At 54.9% G+C, this 18774-nt stretch carries 26 protein-coding genes; 24 read left to right on the forward strand and 2 right to left on the reverse strand.

The window, feature by feature from the left end; genetic code table 11:
- The first annotated feature begins 8 nt into the window (after window positions 1-8).
- From ACZ5FM_RS06295 to ACZ5FM_RS06345, 11 genes are all read left to right on the forward strand, one after another.
- A complete protein-coding gene (locus ACZ5FM_RS06295; protein WP_464040011.1) occupies window positions 9-875 on the forward strand; it encodes a head maturation protease, ClpP-related in 867 nt (288 codons plus the stop codon).
- The gene (locus ACZ5FM_RS06300; protein ID WP_464040012.1) at window positions 872-2248 is read left to right on the forward strand and encodes a phage major capsid protein; all 1377 of its coding nucleotides are present in this window, start codon (window positions 872-874) and stop codon (window positions 2246-2248) included. Before ACZ5FM_RS06295 ends, ACZ5FM_RS06300 begins: the two co-directional genes overlap by 4 nt.
- Before the next feature lie 54 nt (window positions 2249-2302).
- Window positions 2303-2689: a hypothetical protein gene (locus tag ACZ5FM_RS06305; protein WP_464040013.1), complete on the forward strand. Its 387-nt coding sequence runs from the start codon at window positions 2303-2305 to the stop codon at window positions 2687-2689.
- Entirely contained in the window at window positions 2689-3012 is a 324-nt protein-coding gene (locus tag ACZ5FM_RS06310; protein ID WP_464040014.1) for a hypothetical protein, read from the forward strand. Before ACZ5FM_RS06305 ends, ACZ5FM_RS06310 begins: the two co-directional genes overlap by 1 nt.
- Before the next feature lie 2 nt (window positions 3013-3014).
- Window positions 3015-3602 carry a head-tail connector protein gene (locus ACZ5FM_RS06315; protein ID WP_464040015.1) on the forward strand — a complete coding sequence of 196 codons (588 nt, stop codon included), beginning with the start codon at window positions 3015-3017 and terminating at the stop codon, window positions 3600-3602.
- A 147-nt stretch (window positions 3603-3749) separates the two neighbouring features.
- Window positions 3750-4106, forward strand: a complete 357-nt coding sequence (locus tag ACZ5FM_RS06320; RefSeq protein ID WP_464040016.1) for a phage head closure protein — start codon at window positions 3750-3752, stop codon at window positions 4104-4106.
- A complete protein-coding gene (locus ACZ5FM_RS06325) occupies window positions 4103-4597 on the forward strand; it encodes an HK97 gp10 family phage protein (protein ID WP_464040017.1) in 495 nt (164 codons plus the stop codon). The genes ACZ5FM_RS06320 and ACZ5FM_RS06325 overlap by 4 nt, the downstream gene beginning before the upstream one ends.
- Entirely contained in the window at window positions 4597-5004 is a 408-nt protein-coding gene (locus ACZ5FM_RS06330; protein WP_464040018.1) for a DUF3168 domain-containing protein, read from the forward strand. The genes ACZ5FM_RS06325 and ACZ5FM_RS06330 overlap by 1 nt, the downstream gene beginning before the upstream one ends.
- 32 nt (window positions 5005-5036) lie before the next feature.
- Complete coding sequence (locus ACZ5FM_RS06335) at window positions 5037-5471, forward strand: phage tail tube protein (RefSeq protein ID WP_464040019.1); 435 nt, start codon at window positions 5037-5039, stop codon at window positions 5469-5471.
- Between the two features lies 1 nt (window position 5472).
- Window positions 5473-5832 carry a hypothetical protein gene (locus ACZ5FM_RS06340; protein WP_464040020.1) on the forward strand — a complete coding sequence of 120 codons (360 nt, stop codon included), beginning with the start codon at window positions 5473-5475 and terminating at the stop codon, window positions 5830-5832.
- A complete protein-coding gene (locus tag ACZ5FM_RS06345; RefSeq protein WP_464040433.1) occupies window positions 5829-6032 on the forward strand; it encodes a phage tail assembly chaperone in 204 nt (67 codons plus the stop codon). Before ACZ5FM_RS06340 ends, ACZ5FM_RS06345 begins: the two co-directional genes overlap by 4 nt.
- A gap of 6 nt (window positions 6033-6038) precedes the next feature.
- Here ACZ5FM_RS06345 and ACZ5FM_RS06350 read toward each other — a convergent pair whose 3' ends face one another.
- Window positions 6039-6302 carry a hypothetical protein gene (locus tag ACZ5FM_RS06350; protein ID WP_464040021.1) on the reverse strand — a complete coding sequence of 88 codons (264 nt, stop codon included), beginning with the start codon at window positions 6300-6302 and terminating at the stop codon, window positions 6039-6041.
- Window positions 6303-6355: 53 nt separating this feature from the next.
- On the opposite strand from ACZ5FM_RS06350, the gene ACZ5FM_RS06355 reads away from it, so the two are divergent.
- Window positions 6356-8653, forward strand: a complete 2298-nt coding sequence (locus ACZ5FM_RS06355) for a phage tail length tape measure family protein (protein WP_464040022.1) — start codon at window positions 6356-6358, stop codon at window positions 8651-8653.
- Here ACZ5FM_RS06355 and ACZ5FM_RS06360 read toward each other — a convergent pair whose 3' ends face one another.
- Window positions 8654-8833, reverse strand: a complete 180-nt coding sequence (locus ACZ5FM_RS06360; RefSeq protein ID WP_464040024.1) for a hypothetical protein — start codon at window positions 8831-8833, stop codon at window positions 8654-8656.
- A 63-nt stretch (window positions 8834-8896) separates the two neighbouring features.
- Here ACZ5FM_RS06360 and ACZ5FM_RS06365 point away from each other — a divergent pair, with 63 nt between their 5' ends.
- The 12 genes from ACZ5FM_RS06365 to ACZ5FM_RS06420 are packed head-to-tail and all read left to right on the forward strand — an operon-like array spanning window position 8897 to window position 18657.
- On the forward strand, window positions 8897-9274 hold the full coding sequence (locus ACZ5FM_RS06365; protein ID WP_464040025.1) for a hypothetical protein: 378 nt from the start codon (window positions 8897-8899) through the stop codon (window positions 9272-9274).
- On the forward strand, window positions 9274-9918 hold the full coding sequence (locus ACZ5FM_RS06370; RefSeq protein WP_464040027.1) for a hypothetical protein: 645 nt from the start codon (window positions 9274-9276) through the stop codon (window positions 9916-9918). The genes ACZ5FM_RS06365 and ACZ5FM_RS06370 overlap by 1 nt, the downstream gene beginning before the upstream one ends.
- The gene (locus ACZ5FM_RS06375) at window positions 9918-10583 is read left to right on the forward strand and encodes a hypothetical protein (RefSeq protein ID WP_464040028.1); all 666 of its coding nucleotides are present in this window, start codon (window positions 9918-9920) and stop codon (window positions 10581-10583) included. The genes ACZ5FM_RS06370 and ACZ5FM_RS06375 overlap by 1 nt, the downstream gene beginning before the upstream one ends.
- The gene (locus tag ACZ5FM_RS06380) at window positions 10583-11014 is read left to right on the forward strand and encodes a GNAT family N-acetyltransferase (RefSeq protein WP_464040029.1); all 432 of its coding nucleotides are present in this window, start codon (window positions 10583-10585) and stop codon (window positions 11012-11014) included. Before ACZ5FM_RS06375 ends, ACZ5FM_RS06380 begins: the two co-directional genes overlap by 1 nt.
- A 19-nt stretch (window positions 11015-11033) precedes the next feature.
- Window positions 11034-13520, forward strand: a complete 2487-nt coding sequence (locus tag ACZ5FM_RS06385) for a phage tail protein (protein WP_464040031.1) — start codon at window positions 11034-11036, stop codon at window positions 13518-13520.
- Window positions 13517-15061: a hypothetical protein gene (locus ACZ5FM_RS06390; RefSeq protein WP_464040032.1), complete on the forward strand. Its 1545-nt coding sequence runs from the start codon at window positions 13517-13519 to the stop codon at window positions 15059-15061. The genes ACZ5FM_RS06385 and ACZ5FM_RS06390 overlap by 4 nt, the downstream gene beginning before the upstream one ends.
- A 4-nt stretch (window positions 15062-15065) precedes the next feature.
- Window positions 15066-15260 (forward strand): hypothetical protein, encoded by a 195-nt coding sequence (locus ACZ5FM_RS06395; protein WP_464040033.1) that lies wholly within the window; start codon window positions 15066-15068, stop codon window positions 15258-15260.
- Window positions 15253-17127: a discoidin domain-containing protein gene (locus tag ACZ5FM_RS06400; protein ID WP_464040034.1), complete on the forward strand. Its 1875-nt coding sequence runs from the start codon at window positions 15253-15255 to the stop codon at window positions 17125-17127. The genes ACZ5FM_RS06395 and ACZ5FM_RS06400 overlap by 8 nt, the downstream gene beginning before the upstream one ends.
- 2 nt (window positions 17128-17129) lie before the next feature.
- Entirely contained in the window at window positions 17130-17438 is a 309-nt protein-coding gene (locus ACZ5FM_RS06405) for a hypothetical protein (RefSeq protein ID WP_464040035.1), read from the forward strand.
- 22 nt (window positions 17439-17460) lie between these two features.
- On the forward strand, window positions 17461-17676 hold the full coding sequence (locus ACZ5FM_RS06410; protein WP_464040036.1) for a DUF7940 domain-containing protein: 216 nt from the start codon (window positions 17461-17463) through the stop codon (window positions 17674-17676).
- Complete coding sequence (locus tag ACZ5FM_RS06415; RefSeq protein ID WP_464040037.1) at window positions 17663-18292, forward strand: lysozyme; 630 nt, start codon at window positions 17663-17665, stop codon at window positions 18290-18292. Before ACZ5FM_RS06410 ends, ACZ5FM_RS06415 begins: the two co-directional genes overlap by 14 nt.
- Entirely contained in the window at window positions 18289-18657 is a 369-nt protein-coding gene (locus tag ACZ5FM_RS06420; RefSeq protein WP_464040038.1) for a hypothetical protein, read from the forward strand. The genes ACZ5FM_RS06415 and ACZ5FM_RS06420 overlap by 4 nt, the downstream gene beginning before the upstream one ends.
- The last annotated feature ends 117 nt before the right edge of the window (window positions 18658-18774 follow it).

An 18774-nucleotide genomic window follows, 5' to 3' on the forward strand; every position in this document is an offset into this window, starting at 1 on the left:
GCTCCATAATGGATAAAATTGACGTCGGTTCGCCACTCGCTGGCGAGCGTCGCGATCGCTTTTTTGCGCGCGCCGTCGGGACAAAGTTTGAAGCTAAAACTGAGGGCAATGGCACCATTATCGATCTCTACGACGAGATTGGATACTGGGGCACCAATGCTCGATCATTCCGCAGCCGCTTGCGAGAGGCAACTGGAGACATCACGCTCCGCATCAACTCACCGGGCGGTGATGTGTTCGATGGGATTGCGATTTACAACGACCTTCTTGCCTACGATGGCAAGGTGAAGGTCGAGGTCGTCGGCCTGGCGGCATCGATTGCATCAATCATCGCGATGGCTGGCGACGAGATCACTATCGCTGAGAACGCGTTCTTCATGATCCACAATGCGTGGACCATCGGAGTGGGCAACCGACACGACTTTTCTGATGTCGTCGGCACGCTCACAAAGATCGATGACGCATTGGCCCGCACTTACGCGGCCCGCACGAATACCGGTATCCGCCAGATCAAGACGTGGATGGATGACGAAACATGGCTCACCGCAAAGGAAGCTGTTGATGCTGGTTTTGCCACTGCAGAAGCGGCCACGGCCGATCCTAAGGCCCGGTTTGATCTATCCGTCTTCGGCTCCGTCCCAGACGCGCTGAAATGGCGTGAAGACAGCAACGACGAAGCACCAACCAAACGAGACATGGAACGAGCACTCACGCAGGACGCTGGGTGGTCACGATCCAAGGCCCGCGCAGCTTTGCGCGAGGTTGAAACAAGCGACGAACCGACCAAGCAGGACGCTGGCGACAAAGTCGATTTCACAGCACTTGCCGAGGCCGTTCGTGCCGTATCGGCTTCATTCAATCAGGAGGTCAAATGACCATTACTGCACAGGTCGCCGAACAGATTACGGCTGACATCAAGAAGTTTGGCCACGACGTTAAGGCGCTGAACGACAATACGCAGCGCGAGCTGAAGGCGATGCGCGATGAAATTGACGCATCCGGCAAGAAGGTGGACACCATCACTGCCGAAAAGATCGACAAGCTGGCCGCATCTATCGAAACCAAACACCTTGCCCTTGAAAAAGGTCTACAGGCCGCAAATGACAACGTCGAAAAGCTCGACGCGATCATGAAGCGTCCGAACGCTGGCGGTTGGTCTGGTGACGAAGGTGCCGCCGATGCAAAGGCCGCATTTGAGTTTGCTAAGGCAAAGCTGGCCAATGCCGGTAAGCTTGGCATCAATACCGAGATCGTTGCCGACGAAGAAGCATACGCCGCTTACGCAGCATCCTTCGGTTCCTACATGCGCGCACGAAACGATGCGGGCATGCCGGTTTCGGTTCAAGCCGCAATGCAGACTGGCTCCGATCCTGACGGGGGTTACCTCGTTCCGAAAACCGTTTCGAGCCGCATTATCTCTCGCGTCTACGAGACCTCCAATCTTCGTGCTCTTGCAACGGTCGAGACAATCGGCGGCAAGGAGCTCGAAATTCCCCGCGACGAAGGCGAGTTCGGTTTCGGCGGCTGGGTGGGTGAAACTCAAGGTCCAACGGAGACATCGACTTCGCAGATCGGCGTGTCGAAGATTTTCGCCCACGAGATGTTCGTTGAGCCTCGCGTTACCCAGAACATGCTGGAAGATGCCGGTCTCGATATCGAGGCGTGGGTTGCCAACAAGGTCGGCGAACGCATGGGTCGCATCGAGGCGACGGCATTCTTCACAGGCTCTGGATCAAACCAGCCGCGCGGTCTTCTGACTTATGCAAACTGGGCTACCTCCGGTGCCGATGGCCACCTCGAGAATGGTCGAATTGAGCAGATCGCGTCTGGTGGATCCACTTCGATCACATCGGACTCGCTCTATAATCTCGTGTTCTCCCTGAAGGACTTTTATACCCAGAACGCCAACTTCCTGATGAAGCGCACCACTGTTCGCGACGTCATGAAACTTAAGGACGGTCAGGGTAACTACCTCTGGCAGATGGGCGACGTTAGAGGCGGTCAGCCTGCGACGATCCTCGGCTTCACTGTAAACCGTTGTGAAGATATGCCGTCTGTTGCAGCGAGCTCGCTGTCTGTTGCATTCGGTGACTTCAAGGCTGCTTACACGATTGTCGATCGCCTGGGCATCACACTTCTGCGTGACAACCTGACCGCTAAGCCTTGGATCAAGTTCTACAACCGTCGTCGTGTCGGCGGTGATGTCGTGAACTTCGAGGCAGTCAAACTGCTGGTCACTTCGGCCTAATCATCAGGGGCGCCAAAAGCGCCCCGTTTCCCTCTACGATAGGAGTTAGGCCATATGGCTAAACGCGATCTCTTTTCAAATATCGGCGTTATTGCGTCGATTGCTCCCGCCGTCCTCACGGCAACTACCAATGGCACCGGTGCTGACCTGCGCCCTTACAATTCCGCCACAGTGGTAATCAACACCGGCGCGATTGCAGGTTCTGGCAACTTCACACCAAAGCTGCAGGAATCCGACGACAACGCAGCTTGGACTGATGTTGCTGCTGGTGACTTGCTCGGCACGTTCCCAACTGCACTCGTCGCGAGTTCTGCGATCAAGGTCGGCTATAAGGGTACGAAGCGATACATTCGCCCAGTGCTGACGCTGAACTCTGGCACGTCCATCGCGGCTGACGCTGTCGTAATCGGCGGCCACGCGAACCTCGCGCCGGTGGCCTAATGCCGGTCGTTCTCAAGCCGTTCTACTTCGCGTCGGACGGCTTCACGGTTGAGAGCTTGGTTCCAGGTGACAACCGTGACTTTGGCGCATCGACTGACGGACTGGTGACTGAGGGGTTTGTGGATCTCGATCCGATGGAACCTCCAGCAGAACCTAGCCCAGAGCCTGAGCCGACACCAGAGCCAACGCCGGAACCAGAACCAGAGCCAGTGATTGAGGCCGTCCCTGAGCCGGTCGTCGAGCCAGAGCCAGAAACTCTCCCGGTTGAGCCTGTGACGCAGGATCTTCTGCCGGTCGAACCTGTCAAGAAGCGGGGCAAGTAATCATGCTTAAGCTAGTGACGCCTCCGGCCGAGCCAGTCGTGTCACTGGCTGAAGCTAAGTCTCATCTGCGTGTGTTTCACGACGACGAAGACGCTTACATCGAAGCTTTGGTTTCGACAGCGACTGGCCTTATTGACGGCGCCGACGGATGGCTCGGAAGGGCCATCTGCGAGCAAGAATGGCAATTCAATCTGGATCGCTTTCCATGCTCCGACGAGTACGGCCATGCAGGTCGAATTTACATTCCGCTAGCGCCATTGAAATCTGTTGATAGCGTCGAGTTTACGGCCAGCGATGGCACGGTGACGAACCTATCAGGTTTTCGTACTTTTGGGGTGGGGTCGACACAACCTGCCCACATTGTACCCGCTGTTGGAAACTCCTGGCCAAGCGTAGTTCGCGAGCCGGAGAGTGTTCGGATCAAGTTCACAGCTGGATACGCAACAGTACCGCCAGGCATCAAGCATGCCATCCTTTTGATGATCGGCCACTGGTACGAGCATCGCGAAGATGTTTCAGAAGGCAATCTGGTGGAAGTGCCGCTGGCTTCGCAATCGCTGCTGATGCCTCACCGGAACTGGCGAGGCTGATCATGTGGTTGCGCTTTGAAAAGCCATTCGATTGGCGCCAGCCGGGTTTCACTGTGGCGTATCAACCGGGCGTCTTCAACGTAACACGCGCGTGTGCGGCGGCAGCTGTTGCCGCAAAGGCTGCTACTCCCACGAAGGACAGACCGAATGCCACCACGCAAGAGAGCGGGCGCAGGCGCGCTCAGTGAGCGCATCGGCTTCGAGAGTGAAGTTGAGGGCGATGACGGTTACGGCGGCGTGATTATCGGTTTTGCTGAGCAGTTCATTGAGGCAGCTAGGTTGCAGCCACGCACTGGCAGTGAACCTGTCATCGCCAGTCGTCTCCAAGGCATCCAGCCGTTCACTATGACCATTCGCAGCAACGAGCGCACACGCTCGATTACCTCGGCTTGGCGGGCTCGCAATAAACGCACCGGCGCCGTGTATGCCATCAAGACTGCCGTGAATATCGATGAGCGAAACCAGTGGATTGAGCTCATGGTGGTCGAAGGTGAGGCATCATGATCAAGGCTCGAGTGCTCGGACGTGAGGCTTTGACCAAGAAGCTAAACGAAGTCGCTCCACTGGCGAATAAGTATGCTGCCGAGGCTAAAATCCAAATAGCTGAGGAAGCTGCCGAGAAGATATCCGACAGAGCACCATTTAGTAACAGCGCCACTTCTGGCGACTATGCAGCATCCATTCAAGGCGCTCGCATTGCAGATCGACCAAACGCCAAAGCGATGGTTGGAACGTCGGCCAGCAAAGATCCGGATGCCACCGGTATTTTCGCAGCGTGGATTTGGCACTTTCTGGAATTTGGCACCAAGCCTCACAACGTCGCCAAGGGCGGTGGAACCGTTGCTGGCAAGAAGCAGCAAAAAGGCGCGCGTCTCCATCCCGGGACAAGAGCACAGCCGCACATCTTTCCGATTTGGCGATCACTCAGAGCTAAGGCGAAGAAGAAAATCAACGATGCGGTGTGGCGCGGAGTAAGGGAGGCCATGAAAAAATAATGGCAAGTCCCGATCTTGAGTTGCAGGGAGTAATCGTTGCGCGATTGAAAGCACGAGGCGGTCTGACTGCCAAAGTCTCTCAGCGCATTTACGATAGACCACCTACGAACGCAGTTTTTCCATATGTCGAATACGGCGAAAGCCAGGTGATCCGTGATGATGTCACCTGCCTTAAGTCGAACCTAATCTACGTCACCATCCACGTTTGGTCGCAGTATTCCGCAGGTTTCAAGGAGCTGAAGGAAGTCATCGACGAGGTCGTGGAGGCTCTTGATGAGGCGCCGTTGGTTCTGCCTTCCCATAGGCTGATATCCATCACGCGGCAGAATACCCGTCACTTTAAAGACCCTGACGAAGTCACGACGCACGGCATCGCCGAATTCGTCGCATACGTCGAAACGGCCTAGCGGCCCAAAATCCCAAAATTTGAGGTACAATCATGCCCGACGGTCAGCAGATTGGTCGCACGCTACTCATCCAGATTGGTAATGGCGCGACCCCAACTGAAGTCTTTGCAAATCTGTGCGGACTTACGACACGCAGTTTCAATATGTCCGCTAATGAAGTCGACACGACTATCACGGACTGCGAAAACCCAGAAAACACACCGCAGAAAACAGCTGAACCCGGCATCAAAAACCGTACGTTCTCTGGTTCTGGCAAGTTCGTAAAGAGCGCGTCCAACACTGCGTTCATGGAGCATGTCAACGACGCCACAAAGTTCAACGCCAAGGTTATCGTGCCAGGTCTCGGCACTTATACCGGCCCTTGGTTCGTTTCTGAATTCGAATTCAGTGGCGAGATGGAAGGCAACATGGACTTCAATGCCACGTTTGTAGCGGCTGGTGTTCTCGCGTTCGTAGCGGAGGCGTAATTTGACTGATGCTGAAAAACCTTTTCCGCTTGAGGTCAATGGAGCCCGCGGCGAGGTAGGTCTTTGGGTTGGGAGTGTTCCACTCGTTATTGCTGCCGAAATGGGCGGCCTAGCAGCTGTTTCAACACGCCTCTCGTGCAAAAGCATGTCAGATCTCTTTTTGCGGCTGTCTGGCGTAGAGCCGGCAGCGACAGTTGCGGCGCTTGATCTCCTGACGGTGAATGGCGACAAAGAGAAAGCCATTGGAACGCTGAAGCTCAAGCACTTTGGCTCAGTGGCAAAGGCAATCTCCGACGCGCTGTCCCATCATTTTGATGAGGATGAACCGGGAAACGAGGTAGCCGTCGCAAAGGCGGCATAGAAAAAGCTTTCCCTTGGCGCGACTGGCAGAAAGTCGCGTTCGGCGGGCTCGGTTGGACGCCCGCAATATTCTGGCATTGCACATTGACAGAGTTCACGCTCGCAGCGGCGGGCAAAGCCGAGGCAAATGGCGTGAAAGACACTGTTGATCCTCCATCTGCGGAGGAGATCGACGAGTTATTCAAGAAATACGGTGGTTAGATTGGCTCAACCTTCGGCGCGGAGCTGTTCCTCGTACGTGATGTAGCCATTCTGGCGGCACCAGTCGCGTAACCGCTTCGCGTCTCCCAACTGCCAAGCGTAGATCGGGCTTAACGACAGACGACACCGCTCGACTTTTACTGCCTCCGCATCCTCCTCATTGGGGATGCTTGGCGGTGTTCGGACCTGCGCAAATGCTCCCCCAAACGCGCACAACAATAGCATCGCGGCTAACGCTGCTGTTTGACGCACTGTCGAAAAAATCGCCATTGCATAACTCCCGGCTCGCCTAGTTGCGGGCTTTTCCACGTTAGGAAACCGACTTGGCCGGCAACAATAGTGATGACCTGATTATCTCAATCAGCACCGACCTTGCAACCGTCAAGCGGGCGCTGAATAGGCTGGTTTCTGATGTCGGGCAGGCATCCAGTGGGATTGAAAAGAGATTTGCCGCTACCGGCAAGTCGATAAACAATTCTCTTACATCCTCGATGCAAGACCGCATCAACAATATGGTTGGCATTGGGACGGCGGCCGCAAAAGAATGGAACGGAGCATTAGCTGATCAGCAGAAAGAGCTTGATCGCCTTCGTGCCAAGTATAGCCCGCTATTCTCCACCATCTCCAATTACAAAACGGCCGTTGCCGACATCAGGCAGGCGCACGCAGTCGGCGCCATTTCAGCGAACGAAATGGCGTCTGCCATTCAGCGTGAGCGCCAAGCCGCACTTGCTTCGACAGCGGCCATCAAGGGTAGAAATGCCGCTCTCGCGGCGCGCGCTTCTAGCCCAAGCAGTTTCAATACGGCCAACATCGCAGCCCAGTTTCAGGATATCGGTGTCACGGCCGCTATGGGCATGTCGCCGATACAGATTGCCCTTCAACAGGGCACTCAGCTTTCGGCAGTGTTGCAGCAACTCAAGGATTCTGGCCAAGGGGTAGGCAAGGGGCTGGCGAGCGCTTTTACGTCGGTCATATCTCCACTATCGCTTGTCACGATCGGCGTAATTGCCGCCGGTACGGCTGCGTTTCAGTATTTCGCCACCATTATGAGCGAAGGCGACAAATCGGCTGAGGTGTTGAAAGAGCAGGCTGCACTAATTTCTGCTGTAGCTGAGAGGTGGGGCGATGCGGTTCCAGCGCTACGTGAATACTCTGATGAGTTAAAACGGGCGCAGAGCGGTGCCGATCTCAAAAAAGGCATCGAAATTCTAAACGCCAAAACGTTGGCGGACGTAAGATCAGAGATTGATAAAGCTTCTGTATCATTTGCGGATTTGTTGGGTCAGTTTGATCTCGCCGGTGAAAAGTACGAGGTAGTAAGGAACCTTCAAACTGCTTTCTCAGACTTTGCAGAAGCTGCGAAGGAAGGCAAGGTTCAGACTGAGGAAGTTGAGAAGGTCCAGAACGCGCTAGCCGCGGCGATCAATAGTACAGGCTTGCGGGCGACCTCTGATTTTGCATCAAGCTTTGATGATCTCGCTGCATCTGCTCTAGTTGCTGCTGGCAATGTCCAAAAGGTCAATGACGCAGCTTCGCGCATGACTGATATTACCACCTGGCGCAGCTACAATTCAAATTCAGGAAAGCTAGAGACCAACGCACCTCCGTGGGCTGACAACATTCAAAACCCAGGCTTCATGACGCCTGAATTTGGACCCACTCCAGAACGACGTCCATCTGATCTCGACACAGCGAAAAATCGTGGATTTGGTGCAGCGAAGCGAACAAAGACACCGCAAAAGACTGCATCGGATCGTTTTGCTGAAGATCTGCAGGCAATCCGCGACCGGACTGAAGCCTTGCGTCAAGAAATGAACCTCATCGGCCTGTCCAATGAGGAGCAAATCAAGCGTAGGGCCGCATTGGACCTAGAGCAAAAAGCACTTGCTGATCTTCGAGAAGAGGCGCGTAAGAAGGGTCAAACCGACCTCAGCAATATTCAACTGTCGCCGGATAAAATCGCAGCCATCGAAAAAGAGGCGGCGGCTTATGCAAGGCAGGCAGAAGAACTGCGGAAACTAGCCGATCAGCAACAGCAGACGCAAAGCAGTGCCAGTGAGTTCTATGACACAGCCCGGTCAGGATTCGTCGACGTACTGAAAGGCACGTCCAGCCTTAGCGATGCACTCTCTAACCTCGCCCAAAAGTTTGCAGACCTCGCGCTAAACAGTGCGTTTGACAGCCTGTTCGGCGGTAAATCTGCTTCTGGTGGCAACGGTTGGTTGACCGGTATGTTTAAGGCTTTGGGCTTCTCATCTGGTGGCTATACCGGTGCAGGCGGCAAGTATGAGCCGGCAGGTATCGTTCATAAAGGCGAAGTGGTTTGGTCTCAGGCTGACGTAGCGCGTGCGGGCGGTGTTGGCATGGTTGAAGCACTGCGCAATGGCTATGCGAATGGTGGTCCGGTCGGAGTATCCGTTCCAGCAATACCGAACATACGGCCAGCGAACGATAATGCTGTGAGAGTTAATTACGCGCCCGTCATCGACGCGCGAGGAGCTGATTCTGCTGCTGTTGCAAGGCTTGAGCAGGTCGTCGCCAAACAGGGAGCTGAGATGCAGGGTCGCGTCGAAGCGGCCGTTAGATCGGCACAAAAACGAAACGTGAAGTTGGGGTGATTAGCCCCGCTTCCAATCGTAGGTCTGGTTGATCCATTCGACTGCTTCCTCGAGAGTTTCGAATGTCCCATGTCGGCCGCTAAATCCCTGAGGATTGTGGGCAACATCAAGCTTCCAGCCGTTGTCTTCAAGCTTTAGTCGCACGGTTGATCCGACCTGGATAGTTCCTTTTTCGCTCATAAAATCCCCCAACAATGAACGGTTGCGTCGGCATCAAAGCGCGTCCGCAGGTAGGAGTCCACCATGACTAAAGTCGTACAAAGCAGTGAATACAGCGAGAACTCTATTTCTGTCGGATGCAGCGTAAACGAAGATGGCGAGCCTCTTGTTGAAATCAACCACAAGGCTGTCGGCACAGTTGCTGGACTGCTTGAGTTTATTGGCAAGTATCGCGACCCGAATACAGTCAACGTTAGATGGGTTGTAGATGCTCCACCGAGTGGTTTCTTGGCGCTCAATCTAGGCTCAGTCGTGGCTGGATCATTGAGCGCGGAAGATGGTTCCAAACCGGTGCGGTTGTCAGATCTCAAGATCAGGATAGATGAAATTGAGGCTTCGTTTGCTAAGCGTGTCGAAAAGGTTATCCGATCAGCTAATCGGCGCAACATCAGGAAAACCTGATGACAATTACATATCCACTCCCAACTTCATTCTTCGACGAGTTCCCGGGTTGGACGACTGAGTTTGAGCCGATGTGGCGTCAAGAGTATTCGCGGACTGCTGGCGGACAAACGATTGCGAAGGATCTCGGGTCTCCACTGTGGAAAATGACAGCCCAATCAAAGTCGTTGCGACCGAACGAACTGGACTATTGGCGCGCTCGGCTCATGAGTCTCGAAGGAGTGCTTAAGACATTCCGCGCATTCCCGAAATCCCGCTGTTATCCGATTGCCTACCCGAATGGTAGCTGGCCGACGGGTGATGCTTTCGACGGCGACGCCGAACTGACCACGATCAACGCAAATCGCAAGTCGATCTCGTTGCACGATCTCCCGCTGGGATATCGAGTTTCGGTCGGCGACTACATCCAGATAGGCACGAACGACCTTCACATGGTCATGGAGCCTGCCGTTGCAGATGCCACTGGATACACTGCCCAGTTCGAAGTTCGACCGCATCTATGGCCTGGTGTAACCGCGCCTCTCGCCGTGGCTCTCGTGAAACCATCTTGCGTCATGAGGCTGGTTGCCGGTTCGGTGTCGACCACATCTGACAAAGAAACTGGACGAGCGGTCATCTCATTTCAGGCAATAGAGGCCCGATAATGCGTAACATTTCTGCCGAGAACCTTGCTGCGCTTGAGGCGCGGCAACTGGTGGCGCGCGACTTTCTATGGCTCGTTGTTCGTAACCGCACTACAGGTGTGCCGGTGACTGACGGCATGTGGTCGGATGTCGGGAATATTTCGGCTGCCGTCATTCATCCGGATACGGGTTTACCTGTTACCCGGGATTGGTACGGGTCAGGCACGCTTGTGCAAATAGATGACATTCCTTTGGTCAACAATCTCTCTGTCCAGAACGTCAATATCCGGATGTCACAAGTCAGTGACCATGTCGAACAGCTGGTACGCGAATATGATTGCCGACAGGCTCGTGTCGAGATTTACCGTGGCCTCTTTGATCCGGATACCCGCCAAATGGTGGCGCCAGCGGAATGCCGGTTTGTTGGCTTCGTAGACAATATCAACATCACAACTCCGACAGAAAATGCCGAGGGTTCTGTGACGCTGATATGCGCTAGCCACACGCAGGAAATGACGCGCGCCAACCCTTCGACGCGTAGTCATGCGACACAGGTCCTGCGGAGTCCAACCGACACGTTTTTTCAGGACGCAGCGACGGTGCAGGAATGGGAATTCTTCTGGGGTAGCGAAAAGGGCAAGGTCGCTACACAAAAGAAGCGCAAAAAGTTTCTCGGGATATTCTGATGGACGTGCGTTTTGCTGAACCCGGCGATCGTGAACGGGTTGTCGCGCTGCTTAAGGAAAGTCACGCCGCAGCTGGGTTCACGTTCCCATTCGAAGCAGCACGCGCAGATCAATTGTTTCAGCAGCATTTAGCATCTCCGTTCGCGTGCGCCCTCGTCGTCGGCAAGCCAGCGCAAGGTGTCCTCATGGCTGTTGCTTTTGAACATCCATTTGGCGCCGGTCGTATCGCGAAAGAAACAGTCTGGTTTATCGAACCGTCGGCACGTGGCCGCGGCGCCTTACGCATGCTCGATGCATACGAAGATTGGGCGAGATCAACATCATGCGTGTCCATCGGCATGGCTTCGCTGGCTAGCAACGACGTTTCCAAGATCTATGAGCGGCGCGGATACGCAGCCGCCGAAACTCACTTCATGAAGCCGCTGATCTAGCGGTTCTCAAAGGAAATCGATGGCTATTTTTACTGGGATCGCCACGTTCTTCAGTGGCGTATCTGCGTTCATTGGTGGCCTCGGCGCTGTAGGATCATTCCTTCTAAAGACTGCTGTCGGTATTGGCGTCAGCCTGCTTGGCCAGGCTCTAGCAGGCAGCCAGAGTTCCGCCCAAAACTTCGCTATCAATGGCACCATGCAGGGTGGCGGTGACTTGGCGAGATCGTTCATCGTTGGGCGATACGCCACAGCCGGATCATTGGTATGGGTGAACACGTGGGGCAAGGACGGCGATACGCCAAATGCTTATCTCACGCAGGTTATTGCGCTTGCTGACTTGCCGGTCGCGTCGCTCTCCGAGTTCTGGGTCAATGGCGAACGTGTAGCTCTCGGTGGCAATGGCGCATACGGACTTAATTGCGGTGGTGTTTACGCAGATAACCTGTGGGTTCGTTTTTATGATGGAACGCAGACTGTCGCTGATGGCGTGGCCATGGGCGCGTCAAACGCTTCGCGGCAGTGGAATTCAAATCGCGTTGGTCGAGGCGTAGCTTACGCGGTAGTGACGGCTCGCGTGTCCAAGAATGTGTTTTCAGGTGTTCCATCGTTCAAGTTCGTCCTGCAAGGCCGCAAACTGTACGACATCACAAAAGACAGCACAGCTGGCGGCGTCGGTTCGCACCGGTGGTCTGATCCTTCGACGTGGGGCGGTGACGGCGATAGCTTACCAGCTGTCCAGCTTTACAACATCATTCGCGGCGTGAGCTATAATGGCGAATGGTTCTATGGCCTTCAGAACCTTGCAGCAGCTCGGTTGCCAGCGGCCAACTGGATCGCGCAGATCAATAAGTGTCGCGCCACTATCCTCGGTGCGTCTGGATTGGAACCGACTTATCGCAGTGGCGGCGAGATACATGTCGACGCGCAGATTTCGACTGCTGTTGAGGCGCTTCTGACGGCCTGCCAAGGCAAGATTTCAGAAGTTGGAGGGGTTTACACGCTTCATTGCGGCACGCCTGATGGACCAGTCGTCTCGTTCACTGATGCGGATATTCTTTCGACTGAAGAGCAGGAATTCACTCCTTTCCTTGGTTTAGCAGATACGATCAACGGCGTCTCTGCGACCTATCCATCACAGAGTGATGGCTGGGTAACCAAGACAGCGCCGCCGCTCTACCGGCCTGATCTTGAGGCTGAGGACGGAAACCGCCGCCTGATGGCTGACGTTCCTCTGGACTTCGTGCCATACGCCGAACAAGTGCAGCGTCTGATGAAGTCGGCACTGGAAGAGGCGCGCCGGTTCCGCCGACACACGCTTGTTCTGCCGCCAAAGTTTTGGCCTTACGTTACTCCTGGTGAAGTGATCGAGTGGACGTCGGTCCGAAATGGTTACGTCAACAAGCTGATGCGTGTGGACGGTGTTGCAGACCGTGCCAACCTTGATGTGATGATCGATATCACTGAGGTCGATCCTGCCGACTACGACTGGGACAGCGATGCTGAGTTCCAGCCTCCAGTTGATGGCGCCATTGGCGTTATCAGGCCTCAGCCTCAGCCAATTGTTGACTGGTTCGCTGAACCTGCGACTGTCAAAGACAATCTCGGTGTCGATCGGCGACCTGCAATTCGACTGACTTGGGACAATTCAGACGGACGTCTTGATGACGTTATCGGCATCGAATACGAAGTCAAGCTCTTCGCAACTCTTGAGAAAGTGACAGAAGGGCGCACGGACCAGCCTCAAGCTGGTTCGATGTTGATCTCGCAAAGCCTGCTGCCAAACGAAAGTTATGGCGTTCGCGGCCGATACATTCCGGATGGCGACAGGGTCACGCTGTGGTCTGATTTCATCCCGGTCATCACGCCAAATGTGCTGCTGTCCGATAAGGACGTCTACGTCGATATCGATTTGAGCGGCGTTGGCGACATGCTCGGGTGGTTGTCAAATAGCAGCCGTAATGCACTCGAAGCTGCGTTGGAGCTGCTTGGCGATGTGCAGGAGAACGCCAACGTCGGATTCCTCGACAAGCAGGAATTGCGGCGCGAGCTGACGGCAAGGGCAGGGGCTCTTGAAGCATCCTACACTGAAGTTGTCGAGGTTGCCGTCACGCAGATTTCTGCTGTGGCAGGGAAAGTGGAAACACTATCCGCTGCAATGGGTGGTAATGCTGCGACGGTCAACATTCGATGGGCGGTTGCTGCTGCTCCAGCAGGATATGCGGCACGTTATGGCATTGAGGCGGCGGTCGACGATGGTGAGTATCGAGCAGCTTCGTTCCTCATGGATGTGCCGGTTGATCCTGAGGATACGACGCGCATCATCCTGCGGGCAGATCAGATCCTGATGATCAGCAGTGACGATCAGGACATCCAGCAACCGTTTGTGTTTGAAGATGGCGAGTTGACGCTTGCTGTTGCCAACATCGGCACGGTGCTGGCCGGTACAATCAATTTCGGCAATGGCCGCGTCATCATCGACGAGAACGGAATTCTTGTAACGTCATGACAGTTAGAACGCTGATCGGCATCGATTATGCGGGTGTCTCTTGTGTGAAAATCACCAAGGGCCCCCGCAATCCAAAAGATATTTTGGATAACGAATACGGCGCGTTCTACTACAACAGCAAATGGGCTGCTGATGTGCGGGTGCTGTATTCTGGGGTGAATAGCTCTTTAGGACTTGGATCGTTCGCGACGTACTATTGGCCTCCCGGTTCCGGCCCGAGCAATTACCAATGGTGTGCTGACAACTATTCCAATCAGACTAACTCAGCGGCGCAAAAGAACTACTATAGGAACTCGGCGTTTCCAAATCTGGTCTATTCATTGCCTTTGCATGAGGTGAAGCCGATCCGTAAAACGAATGGGCGGTTTGTGCAAAACAGCATGATCGTGTCCTACCGTGGTTATGAGGATCGTGGTACGCGCCGCTCACCGCCAAATAGTGCTGAATATGGCTGGTGCCAGAACTACAATAATTCTCTCAGGCTTCAGGTTGGTACGGTAAATGGCATTCCTGAAATGCTTTGCTCGCCTTCCACACCTTCAGGATCTGATGAGACGTTCGGGTCTGCTCTGGCGGTTTGGAACTTGCCGGGTGACGAAACGCCGGTCCAGAACGGGACACCGTTACCGCCTGTGCCTGGTCAGCATACGATCATCATCAACAAGGATAGCCTGAAGGTTGCCAAGCCGGGATTTGATGCTCGTACGGCGACGGGCACGCAGCTGGCATTCGACAGCGCCAATCGGCCGGCAAAGGTGGTTGCTGCTGACGACATTGCTCTGAATGCTGGCGTCAGCGAATACGAAATCGGCTTTGCAGTGCCAGCGTCAACGCTGGTCGATGTGCACTATTACGTCGGCAGTGACATCTATTATCCGGCGTCGCCAACGGATCTTTCGTTCGGTGGAGAGCACTGGATCAGCGGCGGCAAGCTGTATTTCAATGCAGGGGCTGCATGCCGTGCCCGCTTCATTGTCTATGCGTTCGATAATACTCCTGCGACATCGGGCAACAATGATGTCTTTAGGCAGATCGAGATCGGTGGCCAACCGGTCATGCAGCTGTTGCGACCTGGTGCTGGTGCTAATCCATCATTCGCAGACATCGTGCTTGATAGCCGCTGGCCTTGCTTGCAGATCATCAAGGAAGGTTTCATTTCGGTGACTGACGGGTCTCAGGCGTACACTGTGACCCATAATGCGGGTAACGATGTCTTCCCAATGGTGAAATACACCACCGTTCATGGCGCCACATCAGGCTCCAGCATCACGATATCCAAGTCCGTCCGGCAACCGCGTGTTGCCCTCGGTCGCCTGACCAAAGGCGGCGGCATCACAATACCGCTCTTCAACTGTGGTGACAGCACTTACTGCAGGCTGACCAACAATGACGCGACATTCTACACGCATCGCGGCGCGCCGACATTCGCTCTGTGGAGTACGGCGAACGATTACAACAACAACACGATAACGCGCGAATACGACCCGGCGCCGCTCTACGGCATTCGCTACTACATTTTCGGGCTTCCCAAAAAGGACTGACCTTATGTCAACCACAACGAACATCGACCTCGATGTGGCGCTGAATGAAGCGCTCACGCGAGAAAAGATGCTGCGAGACCGCTGCCTGATTTTGGCGCAGGCGAACAAGGCTCTGAACGCACAGAATGAAGCTCTGAGAGAAGAGATTTCCGAATTGAAGATGGAAGAAAAGGCTAGGGCGGAGCGCAACGATGGCTGATTATACTTTCCCAACCAGCTACGGCGTTGGTACGGCGACTGTCAGCAATGGTTCTGTGACAGTTATCGGGCAAGGCACCTATTGGATGTCCGATGAACCGAAGCTGTCGCCGTTACGTGCTGGCGATCTGTTTGGCACGCATGTCGGCATCGCTATTCGCATTGATGCCGTTGTCAGTGATACCGAACTTACACTTGCGCATGAATGGCCGGGTGATAGTCAGACGGCTGCTCCCTACGAAATTCAACTGACGCCTCGTATCGTCGGTGCGCAGGAGGCGACTCGTCGTCTGCTTGTATCTCTTGCCAACGGTAACATTGAGGCCTTTGCAGCGCTTGCTGGCGGATCTGATCTTATCCCGATCTTCACCGGCGTTGGCACTATGTCGACCGTCACGCGCACATCGCTAATCAATGGCGTGGATTATGATGTCCTGGTCGATGATCTTGCCGGTCGCGCAGCTTACGATGCAGAGGAAGCTGGTTTTGCGGTTCTCGTAGCCGATATCGGCGATGGGCGTTCGGCGCTTTACACGAAGCGGACAAATGACACCGGTGACTGGACAGACCCGGCTTACATCACCGGCGCAACCGGTGAAACCGGACCTTACACCGATATTACTTTCGCTCCTGTCCAGACGCTTCCGCCCGGCTCTGATGTGGCCATGAACGTCACGCCCACCGGTACTGGTGCAGTCACCATAACCTTCGGCCTGCCAGTTGGCGTGCCTGGAGACATGGAGGGGCCAAACGGCGCAACGGATGGTGGCCGACCTGCTTTTGATGGTCCTTCCGGCAAGAAGTTGAAGCAGGCTGCAATCACTGCATTGGAGACGACGTTCAACAACGCTGTTGCTGGACTGAAAGACAATCCTGCAACCGTACAGGCTGCCATTGATGTGCTGGCCACATCGCCATCTGGTGGTGCGAACGACGCTATCTTTGCAATCGAGATTGCCGACTTGAAGGGCCAGCGCCTCGGAATGGTTGGTGGTGTCGCGGATGCGTTCGATGATGAGAGCGGTGTTCTGTCGAAAACCAATGCGACTTACGATGCTGTCAACGACTGGTATGTGCCAACCACAATAGGTGGATTGAACCAGATACCAACCATGACCGCTGCAACGACGTCTGGTGTGACAATGACTGCCAGCAACACTAATACCGGCGCTGGCTTTCAGGTTTGGTACGCGGGAGACAGAAATAACGCCACGTCGTGGATCACGAACAACAGCGTAACTTCTGGATGGCTTCAAGTTAACTTTGGCGTATCACCTAAGGTGATCGGAAGCTATTCGATCCTCGGTCGTTCTGGGTCGGTAAACCAGTCACCTAGATCATGGGTGCTCGAGGGGTCAAATGATGCATCCTCATGGACGCCGTTAGACACCAGAACAGACGTGACTAGTTGGGTCGATGGGCAAGTCATGTCTTTCACGATCGCAAGTCCTGCGTCCTACCAGTATTACAGGGTCAATGTGTCCGCTGTTCAAAGTGGGGGCATTGCGGTTGGTATTGGCGAACTCACGTTGAATACGGTTGGCGTGCCAGACAATATGACGCTTGTTTCTGTAGCGTACCCTGCCATGTCACAGCCTTCATCTGGTCGAATGGCACTGCAGATACAAGGCGCAGATGCTTTCACAATCAACGTTGATTTGATCGGCGAGTTCTCTCGAGACAATGGCACGACGTGGACTGCATCTGTCCTCTCCATGACGAACAGCTTCTCAGGCATTCGAATGTTTGAGGACAATGACATCGAGCTCTCGTCCCAGCCATCGGGATCAAATGTGAAATGGCGCGTCCGGACTGCAAACAACAAGAACATTACCGTTTCGGGTGTCGTCGCCCAATGGAAGGATTGACCATGGCTCCAAGAACATTTGGTGTTCGTGCTGAGACGCCGACTGAAACAGACTACGAGGCGGCCATCCAGATGTTAGTCGATGCGACTGCTACCGAACGGAAGTTTCGCGACGGCGTAACGATGGCTTCATATGTCAATTCGACCAATTCGCAGTGGGCAGCAGAGGCGCTTGCCTTCGTTGCCTGGCGCGATGGCGTTTGGGCCTATGCCTATTCCGAGCTCGACAAGGTCATGAACGGCCAGAGACCTCAGCCAACCGTCGAAGCGTTTTTGGCTGAGATAGAGCCTATCGACTGGCCGAACGCGTAACCTCCCAAAAACTAGGAAACCAATGCTCATCCACAACTGGCGGCAGGTGCTGAAACGCGCCTGGTCTGTCCGCCTCATTGTGCTTGCCGCGGTGCTAACCGGCGTCGAGGCAATGCTTCCATTTATCGCGCTACCGGTTCCACCCGGGCTGTTTGCCTGGCTCACGCTTGCCGTGACCGCAGGGGCATTCGTGGCGCGCATCCTTGCTCAAAAGGAGGGCAGTGATGCCAATCAATAAAATCGTCGCCACGAAGCGCGGGAAGGCGGCTATTGCGGCTGCGCTGATCGCCGCGGCAGCTGGCGGCTGGCAGTCCTACAAGGACACAAGCGAACACGTTCTGCCACCTGCCGTCATTCTCGCGACGGATGCACTTATCCTCCCTTGGGAGGGCATGGTGCTGACATCTCACTGGGACAGGTTCGCGAAGATCTACGACATCTGCGCTGGCATTACTCGGATCAATGGCAAGCCTGTTGGTCCGAACATGCGTTTTACCCGCACTCAGTGCGAGGAAATGACACGCGAGCAGATCTACAACGACTATTACCTGCCGCTTGTGAAAGCCGTTCCTGGCTACACAAGTTTCCCGATCGGTGTGCAGGCAGCAATGCTGTCTGGCGCTTATAATTTCGGGGTTGGATCTATTGCATCCCGAAAGGGCATGGCTGGCTCGACCGCGACCAGATTGCACATGGCTGGCCAGTACTGGAAGGGCTGCGAAGCCCAGACGGCTTGGAACAAAGCTGGCGGGCAGGTCGTGCAGGGTTTGGTGAAGCGCCGCGAGATGGGCGACGCGCAGCGCAAGGGCGAGGCAGAAATCTGCGTTTCTGGCCTCAAGGATGGCCAGCGATGAGCATCTTCCTCAGCAAGCCAGCCTTTTATCTCTACGGCGTGATCGCCGCTGCGGTGCTTCTGTGGGCCGTGCATACGCACATCTACAACAGCGGCTATGACGACGCCGTTCTGGTGAAGGACGCAGAGATAGCCGAACTGAAGAGGGTGGCCACAGAAGCCCGCAACGCCGAGGTTGAGCGGCAAGACGCCGCCAACAATGCCGCCAAGCTTCGCGAGGCGCAACGCATCGCCGAGATGCAGGCCGAAAACGAACTACTTCAATCTCAAATCGAGGAGCTGGGGCGTGAAGCTGACCAAGATCCTGATGCTGGTCGCGTTGTGCTTGGTGCTCCCAGCGTGCAGCGCATTAACAAGATCCGATAAGGTAGCGGTCCCGCCACCTCCACCACGTCTGACAAAGCCCGACACCATTCTGCTGGAGCAATGCAAAGGCCCGACGGACTTAGGCAACGACCCACTTTCGCAGGCCCGTCTGGAAAA

The organism is Agrobacterium sp. 5Ca50 (genome assembly GCF_055381905.1).

Bases quoted from the DNA above. Each gene is read 5' to 3' on its own strand.
- ACZ5FM_RS06295 (WP_464040011.1), top strand. From the start codon at position 9: ATGGATAAAATTGACGTCGGTTCGCCACTCGCTGGCGAGCGTCGCGAT.
- ACZ5FM_RS06300 (WP_464040012.1), top strand. From the start codon at position 872: ATGACCATTACTGCACAGGTCGCCGAACAGATTACGGCTGACATCAAG.
- ACZ5FM_RS06305 (WP_464040013.1), top strand. From the start codon at position 2,303: ATGGCTAAACGCGATCTCTTTTCAAATATCGGCGTTATTGCGTCGATT.
- ACZ5FM_RS06310 (WP_464040014.1), top strand. From the start codon at position 2,689: ATGCCGGTCGTTCTCAAGCCGTTCTACTTCGCGTCGGACGGCTTCACG.
- ACZ5FM_RS06315 (WP_464040015.1), top strand. From the start codon at position 3,015: ATGCTTAAGCTAGTGACGCCTCCGGCCGAGCCAGTCGTGTCACTGGCT.
- ACZ5FM_RS06320 (WP_464040016.1), top strand. From the start codon at position 3,750: ATGCCACCACGCAAGAGAGCGGGCGCAGGCGCGCTCAGTGAGCGCATC.
- ACZ5FM_RS06325 (WP_464040017.1), top strand. From the start codon at position 4,103: ATGATCAAGGCTCGAGTGCTCGGACGTGAGGCTTTGACCAAGAAGCTA.
- ACZ5FM_RS06330 (WP_464040018.1), top strand. From the start codon at position 4,597: ATGGCAAGTCCCGATCTTGAGTTGCAGGGAGTAATCGTTGCGCGATTG.
- ACZ5FM_RS06335 (WP_464040019.1), top strand. From the start codon at position 5,037: ATGCCCGACGGTCAGCAGATTGGTCGCACGCTACTCATCCAGATTGGT.
- ACZ5FM_RS06350 (WP_464040021.1), bottom strand. From the start codon at position 6,302: ATGGCGATTTTTTCGACAGTGCGTCAAACAGCAGCGTTAGCCGCGATG.
- ACZ5FM_RS06360 (WP_464040024.1), bottom strand. From the start codon at position 8,833: ATGAGCGAAAAAGGAACTATCCAGGTCGGATCAACCGTGCGACTAAAG.
- ACZ5FM_RS06365 (WP_464040025.1), top strand. From the start codon at position 8,897: ATGACTAAAGTCGTACAAAGCAGTGAATACAGCGAGAACTCTATTTCT.
- ACZ5FM_RS06370 (WP_464040027.1), top strand. From the start codon at position 9,274: ATGACAATTACATATCCACTCCCAACTTCATTCTTCGACGAGTTCCCG.
- ACZ5FM_RS06375 (WP_464040028.1), top strand. From the start codon at position 9,918: ATGCGTAACATTTCTGCCGAGAACCTTGCTGCGCTTGAGGCGCGGCAA.
- ACZ5FM_RS06380 (WP_464040029.1), top strand. From the start codon at position 10,583: ATGGACGTGCGTTTTGCTGAACCCGGCGATCGTGAACGGGTTGTCGCG.
- ACZ5FM_RS06385 (WP_464040031.1), top strand. From the start codon at position 11,034: ATGGCTATTTTTACTGGGATCGCCACGTTCTTCAGTGGCGTATCTGCG.
- ACZ5FM_RS06390 (WP_464040032.1), top strand. From the start codon at position 13,517: ATGACAGTTAGAACGCTGATCGGCATCGATTATGCGGGTGTCTCTTGT.
- ACZ5FM_RS06395 (WP_464040033.1), top strand. From the start codon at position 15,066: ATGTCAACCACAACGAACATCGACCTCGATGTGGCGCTGAATGAAGCG.
- ACZ5FM_RS06400 (WP_464040034.1), top strand. From the start codon at position 15,253: ATGGCTGATTATACTTTCCCAACCAGCTACGGCGTTGGTACGGCGACT.
- ACZ5FM_RS06405 (WP_464040035.1), top strand. From the start codon at position 17,130: ATGGCTCCAAGAACATTTGGTGTTCGTGCTGAGACGCCGACTGAAACA.
- ACZ5FM_RS06410 (WP_464040036.1), top strand. From the start codon at position 17,461: ATGCTCATCCACAACTGGCGGCAGGTGCTGAAACGCGCCTGGTCTGTC.
- ACZ5FM_RS06415 (WP_464040037.1), top strand. From the start codon at position 17,663: ATGCCAATCAATAAAATCGTCGCCACGAAGCGCGGGAAGGCGGCTATT.
- ACZ5FM_RS06420 (WP_464040038.1), top strand. From the start codon at position 18,289: ATGAGCATCTTCCTCAGCAAGCCAGCCTTTTATCTCTACGGCGTGATC.